The organism is Methylomonas koyamae (assembly GCF_006483455.1).
Taxonomy (GTDB): domain Bacteria; phylum Pseudomonadota; class Gammaproteobacteria; order Methylococcales; family Methylomonadaceae; genus Methylomonas; species Methylomonas koyamae_B.
This window is the reverse complement of the sequence record NZ_PPPU01000050.1, coordinates 22772-45155: the sequence shown is the minus strand read 5'-3', so window position 1 is coordinate 45155 and position 22384 is coordinate 22772. Positions and strand designations below refer to the sequence as shown.

The following is a 22384-nucleotide window of genomic DNA, read 5'->3' as shown; positions in this document are numbered from 1 at the left end:
TTTTTGGGGCCGGCTCTAACAACAGGCGAGATGACGTTGTAAAAACTCTTTCCAATAAGCTTCACGTCGTAGAATCGTTCAACTCTGGATCAATTCACAGGTATACCGCGCTTACTGGTTACGCTGATTTGGACGTTATTACCGCATTACACTTTGGAAAGCATATAGAAGGGAAAAGCCCGCAGGAGGTCTTGCAATTGGTTAGGGATGCCCTCGGTGAATATAGAAATAACGTAAGAAAAAATGGTCAAGCGGTCACTTTGCACTATAAAACATGGCCGAACGTCGATATTGTTCCTGCAAGTCGCGTTGTGGATAACAACGGAAATATCGTCAAATATCAGATTCCTGATATGAATACAGGGTCATGGATATCAACCAATCCTAAAATACATACAGCCGATATTAACAATAGAAGCTCCGTGGCAGGCATTGGCTTTAGGCGAATAATCACAATGGTCAAGTGGTGGAACAAAAAGCATTCAGATTATTTGCAATCATATCATATGGAGGTCATGGCTTTACAAATACTTGAAACGCAGATATCTGATTACTCGTGGAGCGTTTTCCAGTACTTTGACAAGGCTTCAGAACTAGCAGCATCGCCAATGTGGCACGACAAAGGCATGGTAGATAATTACCTTACCTACACATCCAGGCAAGAAGTCGTCAAAAGGTTAAGGTCTGCAGCTAATTTGGCAAGAGACGCTTGGTATTTAACATACGATGATAAAAACGATCATGCCGGAGCCATCGGTAAGTGGCGGCAATTGTTTGGGGACAAATTCCCAGCTTACGGGTAGAGTTTATGAGTTTAGAAAATGAAATAGTTAAAGAATGCTGCCGCATCGAGGAAGATTGCATCTATTCCTCCAAGGGGCACTTCGAAGCGTCGGCGCTCTGGAAAAGAATTCACTTGTGGATAGGAGTGCCGTCGGCAATTATGGCGGGAATCGCTAGTATCTCTGCGTTTGAAGAAAACACGCTTGTAGCAGGCGCACTTGCCATTCTGGTTGCTGCACTGGGGGCAATTGCAACATTCCTCAACCCTAGCAGTAAAGCCAATGAACACCATGCTGCTGCTAGCAGCTATCTAGAATTACGAAACCGGGTACGAAGGTTTAAAAATATTGAGTTGCCGGGCATGGATGCGCAGGAAGGAAAAGAAAAAGTATTAACCTTCGGCCAACAGAAGGACGACCTCAGTTCAACAACACCACAAATTCCAGAATGGGCATTCAAAAGAGCCAGAAAAAATATCGAAGATGGTCAGGCAGAATATGTCGCAGATAAAGCCTAACAATCCGCTACACAAGGATAAAATTACTCGCTGGCGCTCGCAATTTTACCTGTGAGCGGTGGCGTTAAACGAGTAATTTCTGACATAAACCGGCCATTGGGAAATTACCTTCGAAGGTCGGGAATTGGCCGTTCCCAACTCATTCCCCCCAACCAATACTTGAAACCCAAAGAAACCCAAATGATCACCCTCTACGACATGGCCTTATCCGGCAATTGCCACAAGGTCCGGCTGCTGTTGAGCCTGCTGGGGCTGCCTTACCAAACCCGGCCGGTGGATTTGCTGGGCGGCGAGCAACGCGGCAGCGACTTTTTGCAAGTCAATCCGTTCGGTCAGGTGCCGGTGCTGGAGGACGACGGCCTGACGATTCGCGACAGTCAGGCCATTTTGGTGTATCTGGCCAAACGCTACGGCGGCGAGACCTGGTGGCCGGGCGACGCTTACCAACTGGCGCAAATCGCGGCGTGGCTATCGACCGCCGCCAACGAAATCTTCAATGGCCCGGCCATGCTGCGGGTGCATCACAAGGTCGGCCGCGCCATCGATACGGCGCGGGCGCAACAAGTCGCCGACAAAGTGCTGGGCATCGTCGAAGGCCATCTGCAAAACCACGATTGGCTGGCCAACGACCGGCTGTCGCTGGCCGATTTGGCCGTCTACCCCTACCTGGCGTTGGCGCCGGAAGGTGGCATCGCCATCGGCGATTACCCCAACATCGTCGCCTGGTTTCAGCGCATCCGCGCCCTGCCCGGCTACGTCCCGATGCCGGGCCTGTGGCAAGCCTAAGCGGCGGAACGATGAGGCGGCGGTTGTGGTGACGGATTTTGATTGGATTAAATCGGTGACGATGCGCCGCGCAACGGTCGCCGACGCGGCACCTATCAGCCGCTTGATCGCGGCGCTGAGCCGGCCTTTTCTGCTATCCGCGGACGGCGTAGGCGCGGAAGTGTTTCTGGCGGCCGTCGGCGAAGCGGCGATTGCCGGTTATATTGAAGACGCCGATTTCCGCTATTGGCTGGCGGAAGCGAACGGCGAACTGGCCGGCGTGGTGGCGATGCGAGATCATCGGCATTTGTATCACCTGTTTGTGGCCGAAGTTTTTCAAAACCGGGGGTTGGCACGCCATTTGTGGCAATGGGTCAAAACCGGGGCACTCGACGCCGGTAATCCGGGCGAATTTACCGTCAACGCCAGCTTGAACGCGGTCGCAGTGTATCGGCGTTTCGGTTTTGTCGAACTCGGCGCGGCGGTACAGGCCAACGGCGTAGCGTTTCAGCCGATGCGTGCCGTATTGGGGTCCGGTAACGCTTGACTTACCATGCCCTGCAGCGATAACCCGGCACGGGCCTTGGCGGAGTCGGGCCAAAGCCGGCCTTTTCGCCCTACCTATTTCCTTTAAACGGACAAGTCCTGCTCCACACTCAGTCTCAATCACAGCCTGCCGCTGGTTTTTCAGCGCCTGCCAAGCGACAATAGCGCGCCGGGATAGCCGGCAAAAAAGACTTGCCGAGTCGGTTAACCCGCTTACGGCATTGGCCTTGAATTGGATTCCGGCATGTGTTTTTGGAGTCCAGCGTTTGCGCAAATCGATACCCAAAACCTACACCCAATCCGGTACTCAGCGCCAAAAACCTCGCAAGTTTCGACAAGCATCGCCGAGCGTAGTCGGCACCGGAACGAAGAACGTTTTCAAGATATTTCATTAACTTAATCAATGAACAGCCCAGAAAAACAATCGTCTAAGCCAGCCAACGAATCTCCCCATACGCCGATGATGCAGCAATACCTGCGCATTAAGGCACAGCATCCGGAGATTTTGTTGTTTTACCGGATGGGCGATTTTTACGAGCTGTTTTACGACGATGCCAAGCGCGCCGCAAGGTTGCTGGACATTACTTTGACCGCGCGCGGCGCCTCGGCCGGCGCGCCGATTCCGATGGCTGGGATTCCGTACCACGCCGCCGAGAACTACATCGCCCGCTTGCTCAAACAGGGCGAGTCTATCGCGATTTGCGAGCAAATCGGCGACCCCGCCAAATCCAAAGGACCGGTCGAGCGCCAAGTAGTGCGCATCGTCACCCCCGGCACCGTCACCGACGAGGCTCTGCTGGAAGACCGCAAGGATAATCTGCTGGTGGCGCTGGCGCGCTTCGACAAACTGATCGGTCTGGCTTGCCTGGATTTGACCAGCGGCAAGTTCGTGTTGCAACAACTGGAAAACGACAGCCAGTTGCTGGCGGAAATCGAGCGCTTGAATCCGGCCGAATTGTTGTTCAGCGAAGACCAAGCCCTGCCCGCCGCGATCAAGGAGCGCAAGGGCCTGTGCAGGCGGCCGCCCTGGCATTTTGAATTGGACAGTTGCCGGCAATTGATTTTGAAGCAATTCAACTGCCACGACTTGAAGGGCTTCGGTTGCGAGCAACTGCCGGCGGCGATTTGCGCGGCCGGCTGTTTGCTGCAATACGTGCGCGACACCCAGTTCAACGCCCTGCCCCACATCCAGGGCATCGCCGTCGAGCACGCCGACGACAGCATCAGCCTGGACGCTGCCAGCCGCCGCAATCTGGAGTTGGACAGCCACCCCAGCGGCCAATTGCAATACACTTTGCTCGGCGTGTTGGACAAGACCGCCACCGCGATGGGCAGCCGCTGTTTGCGGCGCTGGCTGCATCGGCCGTTGCGCGACCAGGCCGTAGTCAACGGCCGTTACGCCTGCATCGCCAGTCTGATCGACCACGAGTTGTATCGCGACCTTCAAGCCAGCCTGCGCCAAGTCGGCGACATCGAGCGCATCAGCTCACGGATTGCGTTGAAATCGGCCAGACCGCGCGACCTGTTGACCCTGCGCCTGACCTTGGCGGTGCTGCCGGAACTGCAACAAAAACTGGCCGGTAGCGACAATCCTCATTTGGAAGCCTTACGCCAGCAACTCAAAGAACATCCGGAATTGGTCGATCTGCTGCAACGCGCGATCATCGATAATCCGCCGGTGTTGATTCGGGACGGCGGCGTCATCGCGCCGGGCTTCAACGCCGAACTCGACGAACTGCGCAACCTCAGCCAGAACGCCGACCAGTTTTTGATCGACATGGAGCAACGTGAGCGCGCCGCCACCGGCATCGCCAACCTCAAGGTCAATTACAACCGGGTGCACGGCTATTACATCGAAATTTCCAACGCCCAAGCCGACAAAGTGCCGGTGCATTACACCCGCAAGCAAACCTTAAAAGGTGCCGAACGCTATATCACCCCGGAGCTAAAATCGTTCGAGGACAAAGTGCTGAGTGCCCGGGAAAAGTCGCTGGCCTTCGAAAAAGCCTTGTACGACGACTTGCTGGGCACGCTGGGCGAAGCCTTGCTGGATTTGCAGCAATGCGCGACGGCACTGGCGGAACTGGACGTGCTGGTCAACTTTGCCGAGCGCGCCGAAACCCTGAATTGGTCTCAACCGATATTGACCCAGGAACCCGGCATTCACATCGTCGCCGGCCGCCATCCGGTGGTCGAGCAACTGTCCAGCATTCCCTTTGTCGCCAACGACCTGGATTTTTCCGGCGACCGACGCATGCTGGTCATCACCGGTCCGAACATGGGCGGTAAATCGACCTATATGCGTCAGGCCGCATTGATCGTATTGCTGGCCCATATCGGTTGCTACGTGCCGGCGCAAACGTTGACTTGCGGGCCGATCGACAAAATCTTCACCCGCATCGGCGCTTCCGACGACTTGGCCAGCGGCCGTTCCACCTTCATGGTGGAAATGTCGGAAACTGCCAACATCCTGCACAACGCCAGCGCCAACAGTCTGATTTTGATGGACGAAATCGGCCGCGGCACTAGCACTTTCGACGGTTTGTCGCTGGCCTGGGCCTGCGCCGATTATCTGGCCCGCAACGTCAAAGCCTTTACCCTGTTCGCCACCCACTATTTCGAACTGACCACCCTGGCCGAAGAACAAACCGGTATCCACAACATTCATCTGGATGCGATGGAGCACGGCGACAAGATCGTGTTTTTACATGCAGTGAAAGACGGCCCGGCCAGCCAGAGCTACGGCCTGCAAGTCGCAGCACTGGCCGGCGTGCCGCAGTCGGTGATCGCCAATGCCAAACAAAAACTGGCGCAACTGGAAAATACCGCTTACATCGAGCAACAGGACCGTAGCGAAATCAACCAATTCGATTTGTTTACCAGTCAGGAATGCCATCCGGCACTGGTGTTACTCGCCGAACTCGACCCTGACCAACTCAGCCCCAGACAAGCTTTGGATACTCTATACCGTCTGGCCGGTCTGATGAAAAGCTACGGCAACTGATAGGAAACCAATACGGTATGCCTGAAGGGCTAGGTCAAACGAGAGCTAACAGTCGCTACGGCATTACTCGCCTCAACGCTATCGGACTATAATTGATTCTCAGCCGCTCTTTAGACGATCCCCATGGCGAAACGCCGCTGCGACAAACCAGTGTTAATTTCCATTTTGACGTTGTTGACGGTCATATTGACCGCAAGCGACGCCTTGTGGCGTGTAGACCGCTGGGTATACGACCTGCAACTGCCTTTGTTGGCCTCGCCGGCTTCGCCGGAGATCGTTATCATCGAAGTCGATCAAGAAAGCTTGGCCGAATTCGGCCGTTGGCCATGGCCGCGAGACATCCATGCCCGCTTGCTAGAGTTTTTGGCGCAGTCGAAACCGCGCGCCGTGGCGCTGGATTTCATTTTTTCCGAAACTGACAAATCGCACCCCGAAGCGGACGCCCATCTGGCGCGGGCGCTGGCACAAGTCCGGCCGGTAGTGCTGCCGGTCGTGGTCGAATATAACGGCAAGAGCTTAGTGGAAACCTTGCCGCTGGCCGACTACGCCAAACATGCCGCACTCGGCCACGCCAACGTCGATCTGGATAAAGACGGCGTCAGCCGCAGTATTCTGCTGGAAGCCGGTTTGGGCGAAAGGCGTTGGCCGGCGATGCCGTTGGCGCTGTACGCGCAACAGCACCCGGAGTTTCTCGAAAATCTGCCCGGCTTGCGTACTGAAAACAGCCACGACTCGTTGGAGGGCGATTTTAGGGTTTGGCTGCCGTTCTTCGATCCCAGCACCGATTTCGTCCGCCTTTCCTACTCGGCGGTGTTATCCGGCAAAATCCCGGCGCGAACATTCGACGGCAAATACGTATTGGTCGGGCTGACCGCCAGCGGCCTGGAACGCGAATTGCCGGCGCCGCTGGCGGTTGGCGGCCGGCCGATGACCGGAGTCGAATTTATCGCCGCGGGCCTGGACGGCTTGTTGAAACAAACCCTGTGGCAGCCCTTACCCGGAATTTGGCAATTTATCGCCAGCCTCGCCGTCGCCGGCGTTTCGGTTTCGCTCAGCACCCGTTTCTCGCCACGCTGGTTGCCGCCGGCGGTATTGGCGCTATCGGCGCTAATTCTACTTTGCAGTTGGCTGCTGTTACGATTGAGCCACTATTGGTTCGCGCCATCGGTCGCGCTGTGCGTCCTGTGGTTCAGCTATCCGCTACGTAGTTGGCGCCATTTCGAAAAGCTGATTCAGTCCTTGTTTGCCGAGCGAAAACGCGCGTTTATCACGCTGAACGCGATCGCCGACGGTGTGATCACTACGACGCCTGACGGCTTTATCGATTACATGAACTCCGCCGCCATCGACATCGTCGGCAATAGACCGCCCAATTCCAGCAGTCAGCAGATAGACCGGATTTTCGCGCTGGAAATCCGCGACAAACCTGTTGCCATCGCCGACCTGATCCGAAAAAGCATCGCCGAAAACGCGCCGCTGAAATTCAGCCATTGCAGTTTGACCGTATCGGGCCAGCACCAGATTACCGCCAATCTGGCAATTGCGCCGTTGATGGCGGGTAAAAATGGGCCTAGCGGGGCCGTAATCAGCATCAACGATATCGGCGAAAGAATGTTGATGGCGAAAATGTTGTTGCAAAAGACCGAAGAGCAGGCCGTGATGCGCGAGCTGATCAACCGCGCCGAGCAGGTCAGTCTGGCTAAAAGCCAGTTTTTATCGCAAATGAGCCACGAGTTGCGTACGCCGTTAAACGCGGTAATCGGTTTCGCGCAACTGCTGCAGATGGACGATCCCGAACATCCTTTGGATCCTTATCATCTGGATTCGGTGAACGAAATCCTGAAAGCCGGTCAGCATTTACTAGGCTTGATCAACGAACTGCTCGATCTCGCCAAAATCGAATCCGGCAAAATCGCGATGAATATTCAAAGCGTGGCGCTACAGGACTTGATCGGGGACTGCGCTGCGCTGATCACGCCATTGGTGCGTAGCAAAGGACTGGACTTGACCGCCCGGAATTCGTTACCGCAGGACCTTTTACTGAAGGTCGACCCGAAACGGGCAAAACAGATACTGCTGAATTTCCTGTCAAATGCCGTCAAATACAATAGGCCGGCCGGCCGTATCGATTTGCACACCCAGCGTATCGGCAGCAACCGCATCCGCATTTCGGTCGTGGATGCCGGAGAAGGATTGGCGGCGCAAGAGCAGAAATTGCTGTTTCAATCGTTTCAACGTTTGGGCGCCGAGAATAGCGAAATCGAAGGCACCGGTATTGGCTTGGCGATTACCAAACAACTGGCCGAGCTGATGGACGGAAGCGTAGGCGTTAGCAGCACACCGGGCATGGGCAGCACCTTTTGGGTGGAATTTCCGATCGCGATTGAAGACGTCACGACACCTGACCGCTAAAGACGCCCCGTTTCTCGGCAAGCCGCCAATACCGACTATACTTGGCCGATACCTCAAAGCCGCTACCGCGGTGAGTTTTTACCACCCTTTTTTGAATCTCGAGGCTCTTATGAATCGTTTTGTCACGCTGCTATGCCTAGGGCTTGTCCTCACGCTCTCTACCGCCGCCTTCGCCGACGATAGCATCATCGGATACATCAAAACCTCTACCGACGAAACCTCAATCATCGAAGCGGGCGCTACATTGAAAGCCGGACTGGGATCGGCAGTGCGTATCGGCGATACGATTAAAACCGATGCGAATGGCTCTGCCGGTTTGACGCTAAAAGACAATACGGTGCTTTCCATCGGACCTAACACCGAATTGAAAATCGAGGCTTACCAGTTTTTGCCGGAGCAGGACAAACTGGAATTGAACGCCAGTCTATTGAGGGGAACTCTACACTACATCTCCGGAGTCATCGCCAAGCTTAAGCCGGAGGCCGTTAGGCTCAACACTCCGACCGGCGTGATTGCCGTCAGAGGGACACGTTTTCTAGTCAAAATCGCCGAATAAACCGGGTACCCGCCATGACCAAAATGCTTACTTTAAGAAAACCCCTGACACTTGCCGCTGCAATGGCTTTGGGCGGCTGCACCGAATCTTACTTGGTCCTGCTGGAAGACCACGACGGCAGCACCGGTAAAGTCACTTTCAGCAGCCCGGCCGGCGAAACGTTGATCGAAACGGCCGGCTACGGCGCAGCGCTGACGAACGATAAGACCGTGTTTAAAGTCGAGCAGCAACGCATGGAAAAAGATTTCGGGCGGGCGTTAGCTTCCGAGCCGGTGCGCCCCGAGGTATATCTGCTTTATTTCGAGACCGGAGGCGCCAAGTTAACTCAGGAGTCTGCCGCGCTGATACCGAAAATCATTGAGGCAGCCGGCAAACATCCAGCCGCCGATATTTCGGTAATCGGTCATACCGACACGGTCGGCAACGCCGATAAGAACGAAAAACTGGCCCGCGAACGCGCAGTCGAAGTCAGCCGTTTGTTCGATCCGAGCAAACTGGACGTTAAAGAAGTGACCGTGACCTCGCACGGCGAGAAGAATTTGTTGGTTAAAACCCCGGACGAAACCGCGGAACCGAAAAACCGTAGGGTAGAAGTGACGATCCGGTAAAGCGAACGGCGGTCCGACGACAAACCGGACCGCCTCAGTTTTATTCGCTTGCCAAAATTTTGGCCAACTGCGCGGCCGGCACATAGCCCGGCAAAATGTTGCCTTTTTGGGTAACGATCATTGGCGTTCCGTTCATGCCAAATGCCTCGCCCAGCGCCATATGTTCGTCGACCGGATTTTCGCAACTCTTGATGTCCAAACTTTCGCCTTTTTTGGCCGCAGTCAGTGCCTTGTTTCTATCGGCCGCACACCACACCGAAACCGCTTTTTTATATGAATCGGAGCCTTTACCGGCCCTAGGGAAGAACATGTAGCGAACGGTGATGCCTTGCGCCATATATTGGTCGATTTCCGAGTGCAATTTACGGCAGTAGCCGCAATCGATATCGGTAAACACCGAAACCGTGTGTTTGGAAGACTCGGGATTGAAGATGATCATCTTTTGTTCGCCAAGCTTGTCCAATTCGGCTTTACGAGCGCCGGCCAACTTGGTCTCCGTGATATTTTTCTTGGCTTGAACGTCGAACAATTGCCCTTGCACCAAGTATTTGCCGTCTTCTGAGGCGTAAAAAATATTGCCGCCCGAAGTCACTTCATAGAGTCCGGGAATTTCGGACGGTTTCACCGCATCGATTTTGCCTTCCGGCATAAAATTGCCGAGCGCCTTTTTTATCGCAGCTTCGTCAGCAAGCGCTTGACCGCATAAAATCGTGGCCGACAAAGCCAATAGGTGTGAGATTTTTTTCATGCTAATACCAATGGAAGATAGTCAAGGAAAGCGGTTGACCGGGATTGCGCCGTTTCGTTCAGCGTTATTGAAACAACCGGTCGATATCGAGAAACATAGCCAACGCCATCAACAGCATTAACAGCACCATGCCGACCTGTTGAAAATATATCTGCAATTTCTCGGGAACCGGGCTGCCTTTGACCGCCTCCACGGCGAAAAACAATAGGTGCCCGCCATCCAAAACCGGCACCGGCAACAGATTCAACACGCCGAGACTGACGCTGACCAAACCGAGAAACTTCAAGAAGGCGGTCAGCCCCATATCGGCCGATTGTCCGGCATACTGGGCAATACTGATCGGCCCGCTCAGATTTTCCACCGATGCCGAACCGACCAGCATTTTACCCATCATTTTCAAGGTATTGACGGCATAGAACCAGGTTCTTTCAAAAGCAGCCGGCACAGCGTCGAGCGGCGACAAGGAGTGCTTGACCAACAATGAATCCAACACATCTTGCGGGGTCTCAACTCCGGCACCGATCTTACCGATGCTGGTGCCGTCTTTCTGTTGTTCTCTGCGCGGAGTCAAAGTGAGTAGCGAACGCACGCCGCTCCGCTCTATCGTCAAATTGATCGCAATTTCCGGACGCGCCTGCACATAATCGACCCATTGTTGCCAATCGCTGATATCAACGCCATCCGCATTGACCAAGAGGTCGCCGGGTTGCAAACCGGCCTGTTTGGCTACGCCGTCTTCCATCAATTTGCCGACCACCGGTTTGATCTTCGGCGACCAGGGCTTCAAACCCAAACGCTTGTGCAAGCCTTCCGGCGTCGCCGCATCCTGGTCGGTCAGCTGCAGAATGTGGGTTTGCCGACTATCGTCCGCAGATTTGGTAGTGATGCTTATTTCACGTTGGCCAACGATTGCCGCCGAAAGCAGCACGTCGAAAGTTTCGATCCAGGTTGGCGTAGTCTTTTCGTTGATCGCTACAATTTCGTCGCCTTTGATCAAACCGACTTGTTCGGCCAGTGATCCGGGCTCGACTCCACCAATCAACGGCTTGACGCCCACTTCGCCGATGACGAGTACCGCCCAGAACAGCAATACCGCCAGCAAGAGGTTAAACAAGGGACCAGCCGCCACTACCGCGGTTCTGGCCCATAAGGGCTGGCGATTGAACGCGAACGGCAGATCCGCTTCCTTGACGGCTTCCTCGCGCTCGTCAACCATTTTTACATAACCGCCCAACGGCACCGCCGCGATGACGAACTCCGTATCTTCGGCGCTTTTCCGCCAAGCCAGCAAAGGCTTGCCGAAGCCGATGGAAAAACGGATGACTTTCACCCCAACCTTGCGCGCGACCCAAAAGTGGCCGAATTCATGAAACGCCACCAGTACCGCAATGGCGACGATGAAGTAAAACAAGGTATGTAGGGTATCCATCTAACGCCTAGTGCTGCAATTGAGCAATGACGGTTTCGGCCACCTCTCTGGCGCGCCGGTCGGCGTCCAGAACATGATCCAAGGTATCGGCGGCTTCGGGTTCGAAATGCGCCATGCTGCGCTCGATAATTTTGGCGATATCGGTAAAACGAACGCGTTCGTTCAAGAAGGCGTCTACCGCGATTTCATTGGCGGCATTCAATACCGTGGGCATGATGCCGCCGGCCTTGATTGCCAAGTACGCCAACTTCAAACAAGGAAAACGTTGCAAATCAGGCTGTTCGAAATCCATGTGCTTGACCTGAAAGATGTTCAAGGGCTCCACTCCCGAATCGAAACGCTCCGGCCAGGCCATCGCATGGGCGATCGGCGTACGCATGTCCGGATTGCCCATTTGCGCCAACACTGAACCGTCGACGTAATCCACCATGGAATGAATGATGCTTTGCGGATGAATCACCACCTGAATGGCATCGGGGTCCATATCGAACAGCAGGCAGGCTTCTATCAGTTCCAAGCCTTTGTTCATCATCGTCGCCGAATCGACCGAAATTTTCCGGCCCATGTCCCACTTAGGGTGAGCTACCGCCTGCTCGGGGGTGACGTGCTCCAAATCGGCCAGCGGCGTCTGGCGGAACGGCCCACCCGAAGCCGTCAGTAAAATTCTACGGGCTTGTTTGGCGCGATGTCCGGCGGTGTATCCGGCCGGCATGCACTGGAAGATGGCGTTATGCTCGCTATCGATCGGCAACAGGGTCGCACCGGAATCGGCCACCGCCTGCATGAAGATTTGGCCGGACATCACCAGCGCTTCTTTGTTGGCAAGTAGCACCGTCTTCCCGGCTTTCGCGGCGGCGAGGGTCGGCAACAAGCCGGCGGCGCCAACGATCGCTGCCATCACCGCATCGACACTATCCAGTGTCGCGACCTGAGCCAAGGCATCGGCGCCGGCCAGGACCTTGAGGCCCGCTATCGGCGTGCCAACCAGTTTGTCCTTGAAAGCCTGGAAATTATCCGGGTTGGCAACCACGGCATATTCCGGCCGATGCGTAAGGCATTGTTCGAATAAGGCATCGATATTGCCGTTAGCGGTTAACGCAACCACTTTGTACTGATCCGGATGACGCGCGACCACATCCAGGGTGCTGACGCCGATGGAGCCGGTCGCCCCGAGTATGCAAATGCCTTTCATGAGTAAAAAATCCTGCCGATCAACAGTATGCCGGCGTAAAAGAATGGGGCTGCGGCGATCACGCTATCGACTCTATCCAAAATGCCGCCGTGTCCCGGCAACAAGTTCCCGCTGTCTTTCACGCCCTTTTTGCGCTTGACCAGACTGAAAAACAAATCGCCGTAAATCGAGATCAACACTGTCATCACTGACAAGATCAGCATATCGGTCCAAACCAGGCCACCTAAAAACCTCAGACCGCTGTCTTGGGCTTCGGCCGGTTCGGCGGCGGTCAGCCAACCGTAGACGGCGAAGCCCAGACCGCATAATGCCGCCGAGGCCAGAGCGCCGTACATACCCTGCACCGTTTTGCCGGGGCTGACTTCGGGGGCCAGTTTGTCTTTGCCCCAGGTTTTGCCGGCAAAGTAAGCGGAAATATCGGCGGCCCAAATCAAGATCAAAAAGTAAAGCACCATGCCGGTTCCGTAATAGGCGCGCAGTTTGCTCAAAAACATCCAAGCGCCAAGCAGCACCATCCAGCCGACAAACGCTTTGAATCCGGGTTTGAACTCCAGAGCCAACAGCTGCGGACTGGTCTTTCTGATTAAGACCATCGTCAGGATCCAGAACGATACCGGCAATATCACAAACCACTCCAGGGCATCGGAATAATCCTTGATTTCCGGCCACTCCATCGCTTCGCTGGCCACTTCCAGCAGTACGGTCCAATAGGTCACACCCAACATAGGTACGATTAGAGCGATCAGAAACAAAATCTTGCTGCTGAGTTTGGTGACGTCAGTCAACAGCATCCATTCGTAAGCCGCTACCAATGTGATCAAAGCGATGAACAACGAAAAATAAGTGGCGGGCAACAAGAACACCGCCGCCGTGGCGACCGCTGCCAGAACCAGTGCGGTTAAAATACGTTTTACTAACATGTCGATTTTCTAGTTATTATGGTTATGGAAATCTTCCCTAGACAACTCTGCCGGCAATGACTTGCTCGCCGGTGTGGCCGAAACGGCGCTGCCTGCGCTTGAAGCTGTCGATGGCCTTCTGCAAGGCGTTTTGGTCGAAATCGGGCCAGAGGGCGTCGGTAAAATAGAATTCAGTGTAGGCCAACTGCCAGAGCAGGAAATTACTGACTCGTTCCTCGCCGCCGGTGCGAATGAACAGATCCGGTTCCGGCAAACCAGCCGTTTGCAAATACCGTTCTACCAAATCCTCACTGACCGCCTGTTCGTCGATTGTACCTGCTTTAATACCGGCTACGATTTGCCGCATGGCATTGGTTACGTCCCAGCGTCCGCCGTAATTGGCGGCAATCAGTAAGGTCAAACCGGTATTCTGGCCAGTTTGCGCCTCGGCCGAACGGATTTTATCTTGCAATTTGTCGTTGAACGCGGATTTGTCGCCAATGATTTTCAAGCGGATATTGTTCCGGTCCAATTTGTCGACCTCGGCTTGCAAAGTCGACATAAACAGTTCCATCAACAAGCTGACCTCGTCCTTGGGCCGGCGCCAATTCTCGCTGCTGAACGCAAACAACGACAACACTTCGATATTTTCCTTGGCGCAGTGTTCGACGATTTTACGCACTGTCTTGACCCCGGCATGGTGCCCCATAATCCTCGGCATCAGGCGTTTTTGCGCCCAACGGCCGTTGCCATCCATAATGATGGCAATATGGCGCGGGTTACCGTTATCAATCACCGGTTTGTCGTCAATAACAGTCATGTTTATCTCGATTACATGGACAGCAAATCAGCTTCTTTTTCTTCCAGATGCTTCTCCACTTCCTTGATGTATTGATCGGTCAATTTTTGGATCTTGTCTTCGGCCTGGCGCGCGTCGTCCTCGGAAATCAATTTCTCTTTCAGGGCGTCTTTGATCGCGGCATTGGCATCACGGCGAATGTTGCGGATCGCCACCCGGCCTTGCTCGGCTTCGTTTTTGACGATTTTCACCAGATCGCGTCGGCGCTCCTCGGTCAAAGCCGGCAAAGGCAGACGAATCACGGTACCCTGCGTGGCCGGGTTCAAACCCAAACCGGAAGACATGATCGCTTTTTCAATCGCTTGTATCATGCTTTTTTCCCATGGCACGACCTTCAATGTCCTGGCGTCTTCAACCGTAACGTTGGCCACTTGGGACAATGGAGATTCGCTACCGTAGTAGGACACCGAGATTTGATCCAGCAAACTGGGATGGGCACGCCCGGTTCTAATTTTGGTGAATGCTTTTTGCAACGCTTCGATGCTTTTTACCATCCGCGCCGCAGCATCCTGTTGAATATCGCTAATCATTTTGTTATTTCCTCACGATCAGAGAACCGATTTCTTCACCGCGCATCAGACGCATCACGGCACCCGGTTCAAATACATTCATAACCCGCATCGGCAAGTTGTTATCCCGGCACAGCACTAGCGCAGTAGTATCCATGACGTTAAGACGCTGATCGATGGCTTCGTCGTAGGTCAAACGCGGATAAAATACCGCATCAGGCACTTTCACAGGATCGGCTGAATAGACGCCCTTGACCTTGGTGGCCTTGATCATCAGTTCAGCGTCGATTTCGATGGCGCGCAGACTGGCGGCGGTATCCGTGGTGAAAAACGGATTGCCGGTGCCGGCGGCGAAAATGGCAACCCGACCTTTTTCCAGATGGCGGACCGCCCGGCGGCGAATATAATCTTCGCAAACCTGATTGATTTTCAGCGCGGTCATAACCCGCACCGGCTGGCCCAGATATTCCAACGCATCCTGCATGGCCAAGGCGTTAATCACGGTAGCGAGCATACCCATCTGATCGCCGGTGACCCGGTTCAAACATTCCGACGCTTTTTCGCCGCCGCGCAAAATATTGCCGCCGCCAATCACCAACCCTACTTGGATACCGGCGTCGCACAGCTCTTTCACCTCTTGAGCCAAGCGTTGAACGATATCCGGGTCGATACTGCCGCCCCGCTCGCTCATCAGTGCTTCGCCGCTCAACTTCAGTAAAATTCTCCGACAAATCAATTGACTCATATTCAAATATCCAACGTAAAGGGTAAAAGCAACGGATTATCCAGAAAAATAAACCCGGATGACCGGGTTTATTGATTAGGTTGGTTAACCTCTGACTTGCGCCATCACTTCGGCCGCGAAGTCCTCTTCTTTCTTTTCAATGCCCTCGCCGACTTCGAAACGGGCGAAACGTACCGCCGCATTGCCTTTCTCTTTCAATAGCTGGCCGACGGTTTTGCTGTCGTCCTTGATGAAAGCCTGGCCTTGCAGCGTGATTTCCGCCAAAAATTTGTTAACGCGGCCGGAAACCATTTTTTCCACGATGTCGGCCGGTTTACCTTTGATTTTCTCTTCTTGTTGCGCCAAGAAAATTTCTTTCTCTTTTTCGATGGTTTCCGCAGCAACTTCATCTGCCGAAATGCAAGCAGGTTTGCTGGCGGCAATGTGCATTGCGACGTCTTTACCCAGCTCCGCATCGGCTTTAGCCAACTCGACGATTACGCCGATTTTGCTACCGTGCAGGTATGCCGCTTGACCGCCATCGGTGGTGGTGTATTTGACGAAACGGCGTACGGTGATGTTTTCACCGATTTTAGCGATCAAAGCCCGGCGGGTTTCGTCTACGCTGACGCCGGTGCTCAATACCATCGTTTGCAACTCTTCGTCGCTATTGACGTTGCTATTCAACAGGCTGTTGACGACGTCGTTGGCGAAACCGATAAAGTCGTCGCCTTTGGCTACGAAATCGGTTTCGCAGTTCACGTCAACCATTACCACGGTTTTGCCGTCGTCGGATACTTTAACTCCGATTACACCTTCAGCTGCGATACGACCGGATTTTTTGTCTGCCTTGGCCAGACCCGATTTACGCATGTTCTCGATCGCCAGCTCCATGTCGCCATTGGCTTCGACCAAGGCTTTTTTGCACTCCATCATGCCCGAACCGGTACGTTCGCGCAGTTCCTTGACCATCGCCGCACTAATACTCATCTCTTTTTCCTCAAATTTATCAACTAAAAAAACGCCTCACAAAGGAGGCGTTTAAAAGACATTCTGTTCTGAACGCTAAGTCCAGGCGCCCGGCAGCAGCGCCGGGCACTTTAAAAATACTTAAGCCTCCGAGGCCACTTCTTCGACAAACTCGTCGGCTTTAGACGACGCATCCATCCGCAAGGCTTTGGCTTCCAAAATAGCTGCCGAAGCGCTTTGGCAGTAAAGAGTAACCGCACGGATAGAGTCGTCATTACCCGGAATCACGTAATCGATTTTTTCCGGAGAGTTGTTGGAGTCAACCACGCCGACCACCGGAATGCCCAATTTTTTGGCTTCCATGATCGCATTCTTTTCGTAACCGACATCCAGCACGAAAATCACATCTGGGGTACCGCGCATGTCTTTGATACCGCCCAAGCTACGCTCAAGCTTTTCCAGCTCGCGCTCCATACCCAGTGCTTCTTTTTTGCTGAAACGCTGATACAAGGTACCGTCGGCTTTCATCGCTTCCAGTTCTTTCAGACGATTGATAGACTTCTTGATGGTTTTGAAGTTAGTCAGCATACCGCCCAACCAACGATGGTTGACGTAAGGCATGCCACAACGTTTCGCTTCTTCGGCCACCGCTTTACGCGCGGCTTTTTTAGTACCGACGAACAGGATGGTTCCTTTATTCGCGGTCATTTGACCCAGATAGTTCATCGCATCATTGAACAAGGGCAACGTTTGCTCCAAGTCGATGATATGAATTTTGTTGCGGGCTCCAAACAGATATGAAGCCATTTTCGGGTTCCAGTAGCGGGTTTGGTGTCCAAAGTGAACACCCGCTTCCAGCATTTGACGCATTGACACTGCTGCCATTTACTTCTCCTAAAATTGCCGAATAATTCGGCTTTGGGTTACGCCTCCACTCGCCCCGACCAGTGACCGAAAACCAACGGTTTCCAGCACCCCACCGACCGTGTCGACAAGTGTGAGTATTGATTACATAGTGAACTTACCTTTATACCATGATTACAATTTCACAACAACTTCAAGTCTGATAGACTCCCCAAATCGTTCGCAGGGCGTCAGTCCGATTTTGGCGCAAACCCGGCTCGATTGAACCCGCTATCCAAACCATTCTCCGACCCGATGACCATAATTATCAAAACCGCCGACGAAATCGAGAAAATGCGCGTTGCCTGCAAACTGGCGGCAGATGTGCTGGACATGATCGCTCCGCATGTCGTCGCCGGCGTCGCCACGGAAGAGCTCGACCGGATCTGCCACGAATATATCGTCGACGTCCAAAAAGCGATTCCGGCACCGCTGAATTACAGGGGCTTTCCGAAATCGATATGCACTTCGATTAATCACCAGATCTGCCACGGCATTCCCAGCGATAAAAAACTAAAAAACGGTGATATCGTCAATATCGATATCACCGTGATCAAAGACGGCTACCATGGCGATACCAGCAAAATGTTCTGCATCGGCGAGGTGAGTCCGCATGCCAAACGTTTGGTGGACATCACCCGGGAAAGCTTGTTTTTAGGTATCGAACAAGTCAAACCCGGCGCGTATTTCGGCGATATCGGCCATGCCATTCAAAAACACGCCGAAGCCAACCGCTATTCGGTCGTGCGCGAATTCTGCGGCCACGGCATCGGCAAAAAATTTCACGAAGACCCGCACGTCATGCATTTCGGCAAGCGCGGCGAAGGCGCGATGATGGAGCCGGGCATGATATTCACGATAGAACCCATGCTCAATCTCGGCAAGCGCCACATGAAAATCCTGCCCGACGGCTGGACTGCCGTTACCAAGGACCGCAGTTTATCGGCCCAATGGGAACACACGATTCTAGTGACCGACCAAGGTTACGAGATACTTACCTTAAGACAGGAAGAACTGTGAGCCCATTTCCGTTCACGGAAAACGACTTTTTAGGTTGTTTCAAGCATGAAAACCCGATTACGGCGTTTAAAAACGCTATTAGCGCGGAAAACTCCCATTTAAAACTGCGATTCAACCCGGACCAGGCGACAGCCGGCCTGCTTACGGAGAAAGCTCGGTTCATCGACAATATCCTTACCGCCTGCTGGTTGCATTTTCTCGGCCCGACAGCGGATATACACGCACTGATTGCAACCGGCGGCTATGGCCGTAGCGAACTGTTCCCTCATTCGGACATCGACATTCTCGTTTTACTGGCCGACGCCGACGCCGCCGATTACCAGCATTCGCTATCGGGCTTTTGCAATTTTCTGTGGGATATCGGCTTAAAACCGGGTTTAAGCACACGCGATGTCGACGACTGCGTCATAGCAGCCCAGGATGATCAAACCGTGTTTACCAGCCTACTGGAAATGCGCCTGATCGACGGCAACACCGAGCTTTTCGAAAAACTAAAAGGCAAAGTCAGCTCGGATGCCTTATGGCCTTCCGACCGATTTTTCCCAGCCAAGATGCTGGAGCAACAAAAACGGTACGCCAAATACCACGATACGGCTTACAACCTGGAACCGAATATCAAAGAAGGTCCAGGCGGGTTGCGCGATTTACAGGTTATCAGCTGGGTATTCAAACGCCACTACAATGCCTCGTCGCTAAGGGAATTGATCAAATACGGCTTCCTGCCCAAGTCCGAATACGACAACCTGATCACGGCGCGCGACATTTTGTGGCGACTGCGGTTTGCCTTGCACAATTTGACCAACCGCTGCGAAGACCGCCTGGTATTTGACTATCAGCGGGAACTTGCCAGCCAATTCGGCTACGTCGACCGCAACGAGCAGCCGGACGTAGAACAATTCATGCAGTTCTACTTCAAAACCGTGGTCGACATTGAACGGCTGAACGAAATGCTGCTGCAATTGCTTAACGAGCGCCTGATCAGCAACAAGGAAAGCCTGGCCCCGATTCCAATAACGGCCAACTTCTCGTCGATAGACGGCTACCTGGAAGTCAGCAATAAAGACGTTTTTCAAAAACAGCCACTGGCTTTACTGGAAATATTCCTGATCCTGCAGCAATCGCCGTCACTTAAAGGCATTCGCGCCAGCACGATTCGGCTGATCCGCAAAAATTTGCCATTGATCGACGAAGATTTTCGCAGCAACAAACAGGCTAACCGCCTGTTCATGGACATCCTACGCCAGCCGCGCGGCATCACCAGCCAACTAAAACGCATGAACCGCTACGGCGTGCTGGCAGCTTATCTGCCGGACTTCGCGAATATCGTGGCCCGGATGCAATACGATTTATTCCATATTTACACTGTCGACGAGCACACGCTGTTCGTGATCCGCAATCTGCGCCGCTTCTCACTGGCCAAGCACAACAATGAACTACCCTTTTGCAACAATATTTTTTTGCTGATCGCCAAACCCGACATCCTATATTTGGCAGCATTGTTCCATGACATCGCCAAAGGTCGCGGCGGCGACCATTCCACGCTGGGCGAAACTCTGGCGCGTAATTTTTGCCTGCAACACGAACTATCCAACCACGACACCAAAGTCATTACCTGGCTGGTGCGCCACCACCTGCTGATGTCGATGACCGCCCAACGCAAAGACATCAGCGATCCGGAGGTGATCCATACCTTTGCCCTGCAAGTCGGCAGCATCGAATATTTGAATTACTTATACCTGTTGACCGTGGCCGACATCCGCGCCACCAACCCGAGTTTGTGGAACACCTGGAAAGATGCACTGCTGAAGGAACTTTACATCTCGACCCACCAAGCACTGCACCGGGGCTTGCACAACCCGGTAGCCCGTTCCGAACGGGTGCAGGAAAACAAGAAGGAAGCACGCGAAGAACTGCTGAAACTAGGTATATCGAAAACCACGATTAAACATTCCTGGCAACACCTCAGCGACGATTATTTTTTACGCTACTCTGCCGACGAGGTCGCCTGGCATACCATCGCGATTGCCGCCTGCCAGGAAAGCGAACTACCCCTGGTGCTGCTGAGACCGCAAACACAACGCGGCAGCGCCGAAATATTCGTCTATACCCGCAACGAAGACTTATTGTTTTCGATCTGCACGGCAACCCTTGACCAACTAGGCCTGACCATCCTGGACGCCCGGATCATCACCACGGCCGACCAGTATGTTTTGAACAGCTTTCAGGTGCTGGAACAATCCGGCGAAGCAATCAACGATCTGTACCGGGAGGTCCATATCTGCAATGCACTACGCCAAGGACTGATTGCCAAAAAAGTGAAAACCTCTAAAAACATCCACAAACAATCCCGACAGGCCCGTCATTTCCCAATTGAAACCAGCATTACCTTTTTGGACGATCCTTCGCACAAACACACAATCGTGGAACTGGTGACAACCGACCGCGCCGGCCTACTATCGACAATCGGCCGCGCCTTTACCGAACTCAACATCCAGCTGCACGACGCTAAGATCACGACCATAGGCAGTCGCGCTGAGGATATGTTCTACATTACCGACCCGCAATCGCGTCCGATCGACGACGAGAACAAAAAACAACAATTGCGCACTACGATGCTCAGGTATCTGGAACTGAAAAACTGAGCACGACTAACCGGCGGACAGCCGCTGGCCGCGCGCCAATTTTGGCAAACGTCCTTCCAAGCCCATAGCCGCCTTCATGACTTTATTGCGCGCCGGCGTGATGCGCTGAGCCAAACCCAGGCCGAGATTGCGCAAAAACTTGACCGGCAGAATGTCGTTGCTGAACGAGCGGTAAAACACATCCATCACGGTCATCATTTTCAAGTTTTCGTTACGCCGCATCGCCTCGTAACGCCGCAGCACCGAGACATCGGCAAAGTTTTTGCCTCGGCCGTGCGCATCCACCACCACCTCAGCTAAAGCCGCAGCATCCAGCAACCCGATATTGACACCCTGCCCCGCCAGCGGATTGATCATATGCGCCGCGTCTCCAACCAAGGCGACGCCTTGTTTGACGTAGGCTTGCGCATGCTGACGCCGCAACGGAAAACTTGCCACACCCAGCACCTGTTTCACTTCGCCAAGACAATCCGGAAACGCTGCGACCAACTCCGCCTGCAACCGCTCAAATGGCAGGGCTTGTAAGCGTCTGACCTCATCCGGCGATTGGTACCAAACGATGGAGCCGTAATTCCCGGTCAACGGCAGAAACGCTTGCGGCCCGGACGACACGAAGCGCTGCCAGGTAATATCCTGTTGCGGATAGGCCGTTTCGATGTAAATCACCAGCGCGTGCTGGTTATAATCCCAACTGGTAACGCCCAAGCCAACTGCCTGCCTTACTCTGGAGTGACCACCATCGGCCGCGACCAACAACTTAGCTTGCAGCTCCCGACCATTCTCCAAAACCACACGAGATTGAGCGCCGTCATAATGAATGGCTTTGATCGCTTGCGGCATTAATAGCTCCACATTATCAAAGTCACGCAATCTATCGAGTAATGCTAATTGCGTAACCCGATTTTCGACGATATAACCTAATTCGGGATAGCTGATATCGGTACTATCGAACAGAGTATCGCCGGAATTTTCCCAGACGCGCATCCGGCGAAACGGACAAAAGCGCCGCGACGTCACTCCGTCCCAAGCGCCGACGGTTTCCAGGATATTTTTCGAGGCGATACTAAGGGCGGAAACCCTTAGATCATGCGGCTGATCGGCAGAGAACGGCTGCGGGGTTTGCGCTTCTAACACGGCGACCTTCAAGCGGCTACCGCCCAAACTGCATGCTAACGCGGCACCGACCATACCGCCGCCCACAATAACCACATCGATTTGTTCTTTCATAATTGATCACAAAGTTTTAAAACAGAAGCCTGGAGCCACACTCAGCAAAGTTAAATGCGCGAAATGACAGGG

The 22384-nt window shown here is 53.7% G+C and carries 20 protein-coding genes; 10 read left to right on the top strand and 10 right to left on the bottom strand.

Annotated features, from left to right (window positions below; translation table 11 throughout):
• From C2U68_RS18850 to C2U68_RS18815, 8 genes are all read left to right on the top strand, one after another.
• A partial coding sequence (locus C2U68_RS18850) for a nucleotidyltransferase (RefSeq protein WP_186289671.1) occupies positions 1 to 803 on the top strand: 803 nt, incomplete at its 5' end.
• A 5-nt stretch (positions 804 to 808) separates the two neighbouring features.
• Complete coding sequence (locus C2U68_RS18845) at positions 809 to 1300, top strand: SLATT domain-containing protein (RefSeq protein ID WP_140914018.1); 492 nt, start codon at positions 809 to 811, stop codon at positions 1298 to 1300.
• Between the two features lie 180 nt (positions 1301 to 1480).
• On the top strand, positions 1481 to 2086 hold the full coding sequence (locus C2U68_RS18840) for a glutathione S-transferase family protein (protein WP_140914017.1): 606 nt from the start codon (positions 1481 to 1483) through the stop codon (positions 2084 to 2086).
• Positions 2087 to 2114: 28 nt separating this feature from the next.
• Positions 2115 to 2612 (top strand): GNAT family N-acetyltransferase, encoded by a 498-nt coding sequence (locus tag C2U68_RS18835; protein ID WP_140914016.1) that lies wholly within the window; start codon positions 2115 to 2117, stop codon positions 2610 to 2612.
• Positions 2613 to 3014: 402 nt separating this feature from the next.
• Positions 3015 to 5615 carry a DNA mismatch repair protein MutS gene (mutS, locus tag C2U68_RS18830; protein WP_140914015.1) on the top strand — a complete coding sequence of 867 codons (2601 nt, stop codon included), beginning with the start codon at positions 3015 to 3017 and terminating at the stop codon, positions 5613 to 5615.
• Positions 5616 to 5765: 150 nt separating this feature from the next.
• Positions 5766 to 8027, top strand: coding sequence for a CHASE2 domain-containing protein (locus C2U68_RS18825; RefSeq protein WP_186289670.1), 2262 nt, complete (start codon positions 5766 to 5768; stop codon positions 8025 to 8027).
• A gap of 109 nt (positions 8028 to 8136) precedes the next feature.
• Entirely contained in the window at positions 8137 to 8583 is a 447-nt protein-coding gene (locus tag C2U68_RS18820) for a FecR domain-containing protein (RefSeq protein WP_140914013.1), read from the top strand.
• A 14-nt stretch (positions 8584 to 8597) separates the two neighbouring features.
• On the top strand, positions 8598 to 9191 hold the full coding sequence (locus C2U68_RS18815) for an OmpA family protein (RefSeq protein WP_140914012.1): 594 nt from the start codon (positions 8598 to 8600) through the stop codon (positions 9189 to 9191).
• Positions 9192 to 9231: 40 nt separating this feature from the next.
• On the opposite strand, the gene C2U68_RS18810 is transcribed toward C2U68_RS18815, so the two are convergent.
• The 9 genes from C2U68_RS18810 to rpsB form a co-directional block, all read right to left on the bottom strand.
• Positions 9232 to 9939 (bottom strand): DsbC family protein, encoded by a 708-nt coding sequence (locus C2U68_RS18810; RefSeq protein ID WP_140914011.1) that lies wholly within the window; start codon positions 9937 to 9939, stop codon positions 9232 to 9234.
• A gap of 64 nt (positions 9940 to 10003) precedes the next feature.
• On the bottom strand, positions 10004 to 11368 hold the full coding sequence (gene rseP / locus C2U68_RS18805; protein WP_140914010.1) for an RIP metalloprotease RseP: 1365 nt from the start codon (positions 11366 to 11368) through the stop codon (positions 10004 to 10006).
• A gap of 7 nt (positions 11369 to 11375) precedes the next feature.
• On the bottom strand, positions 11376 to 12560 hold the full coding sequence (ispC, locus tag C2U68_RS18800; protein ID WP_140914009.1) for a 1-deoxy-D-xylulose-5-phosphate reductoisomerase: 1185 nt from the start codon (positions 12558 to 12560) through the stop codon (positions 11376 to 11378).
• Positions 12557 to 13480, bottom strand: coding sequence for a phosphatidate cytidylyltransferase (locus tag C2U68_RS18795; RefSeq protein WP_140914008.1), 924 nt, complete (start codon positions 13478 to 13480; stop codon positions 12557 to 12559). Before C2U68_RS18795 ends, ispC begins: the two co-directional genes overlap by 4 nt.
• Positions 13481 to 13517: 37 nt before the next feature.
• Positions 13518 to 14279, bottom strand: coding sequence for an isoprenyl transferase (locus tag C2U68_RS18790; RefSeq protein WP_140914007.1), 762 nt, complete (start codon positions 14277 to 14279; stop codon positions 13518 to 13520).
• A gap of 11 nt (positions 14280 to 14290) precedes the next feature.
• Positions 14291 to 14848 (bottom strand): ribosome recycling factor, encoded by a 558-nt coding sequence (frr, locus tag C2U68_RS18785; protein ID WP_140914006.1) that lies wholly within the window; start codon positions 14846 to 14848, stop codon positions 14291 to 14293.
• A 4-nt stretch (positions 14849 to 14852) separates the two neighbouring features.
• Positions 14853 to 15572 (bottom strand): UMP kinase, encoded by a 720-nt coding sequence (pyrH, locus tag C2U68_RS18780; protein ID WP_140914005.1) that lies wholly within the window; start codon positions 15570 to 15572, stop codon positions 14853 to 14855.
• Positions 15573 to 15656: 84 nt separating this feature from the next.
• Positions 15657 to 16541, bottom strand: a complete 885-nt coding sequence (gene tsf, locus C2U68_RS18775; protein ID WP_140914004.1) for a translation elongation factor Ts — start codon at positions 16539 to 16541, stop codon at positions 15657 to 15659.
• Between the two features lie 120 nt (positions 16542 to 16661).
• Positions 16662 to 17405, bottom strand: a complete 744-nt coding sequence (gene rpsB, locus C2U68_RS18770; protein ID WP_140914003.1) for a 30S ribosomal protein S2 — start codon at positions 17403 to 17405, stop codon at positions 16662 to 16664.
• Positions 17406 to 17645: 240 nt separating this feature from the next.
• On the opposite strand from rpsB, the gene map reads away from it, so the two are divergent.
• Positions 17646 to 18443, top strand: a complete 798-nt coding sequence (gene map, locus C2U68_RS18765; protein WP_260839403.1) for a type I methionyl aminopeptidase — start codon at positions 17646 to 17648, stop codon at positions 18441 to 18443.
• Positions 18440 to 21085: a [protein-PII] uridylyltransferase gene (gene glnD, locus C2U68_RS18760; RefSeq protein ID WP_260839402.1), complete on the top strand. Its 2646-nt coding sequence runs from the start codon at positions 18440 to 18442 to the stop codon at positions 21083 to 21085. The genes map and glnD overlap by 4 nt, the downstream gene beginning before the upstream one ends.
• A gap of 6 nt (positions 21086 to 21091) precedes the next feature.
• Here glnD and C2U68_RS18755 read toward each other — a convergent pair whose 3' ends face one another.
• Positions 21092 to 22312, bottom strand: a complete 1221-nt coding sequence (locus C2U68_RS18755; protein ID WP_140914000.1) for an FAD-dependent monooxygenase — start codon at positions 22310 to 22312, stop codon at positions 21092 to 21094.
• Between the last annotated feature and the right edge of the window lie 72 nt (positions 22313 to 22384).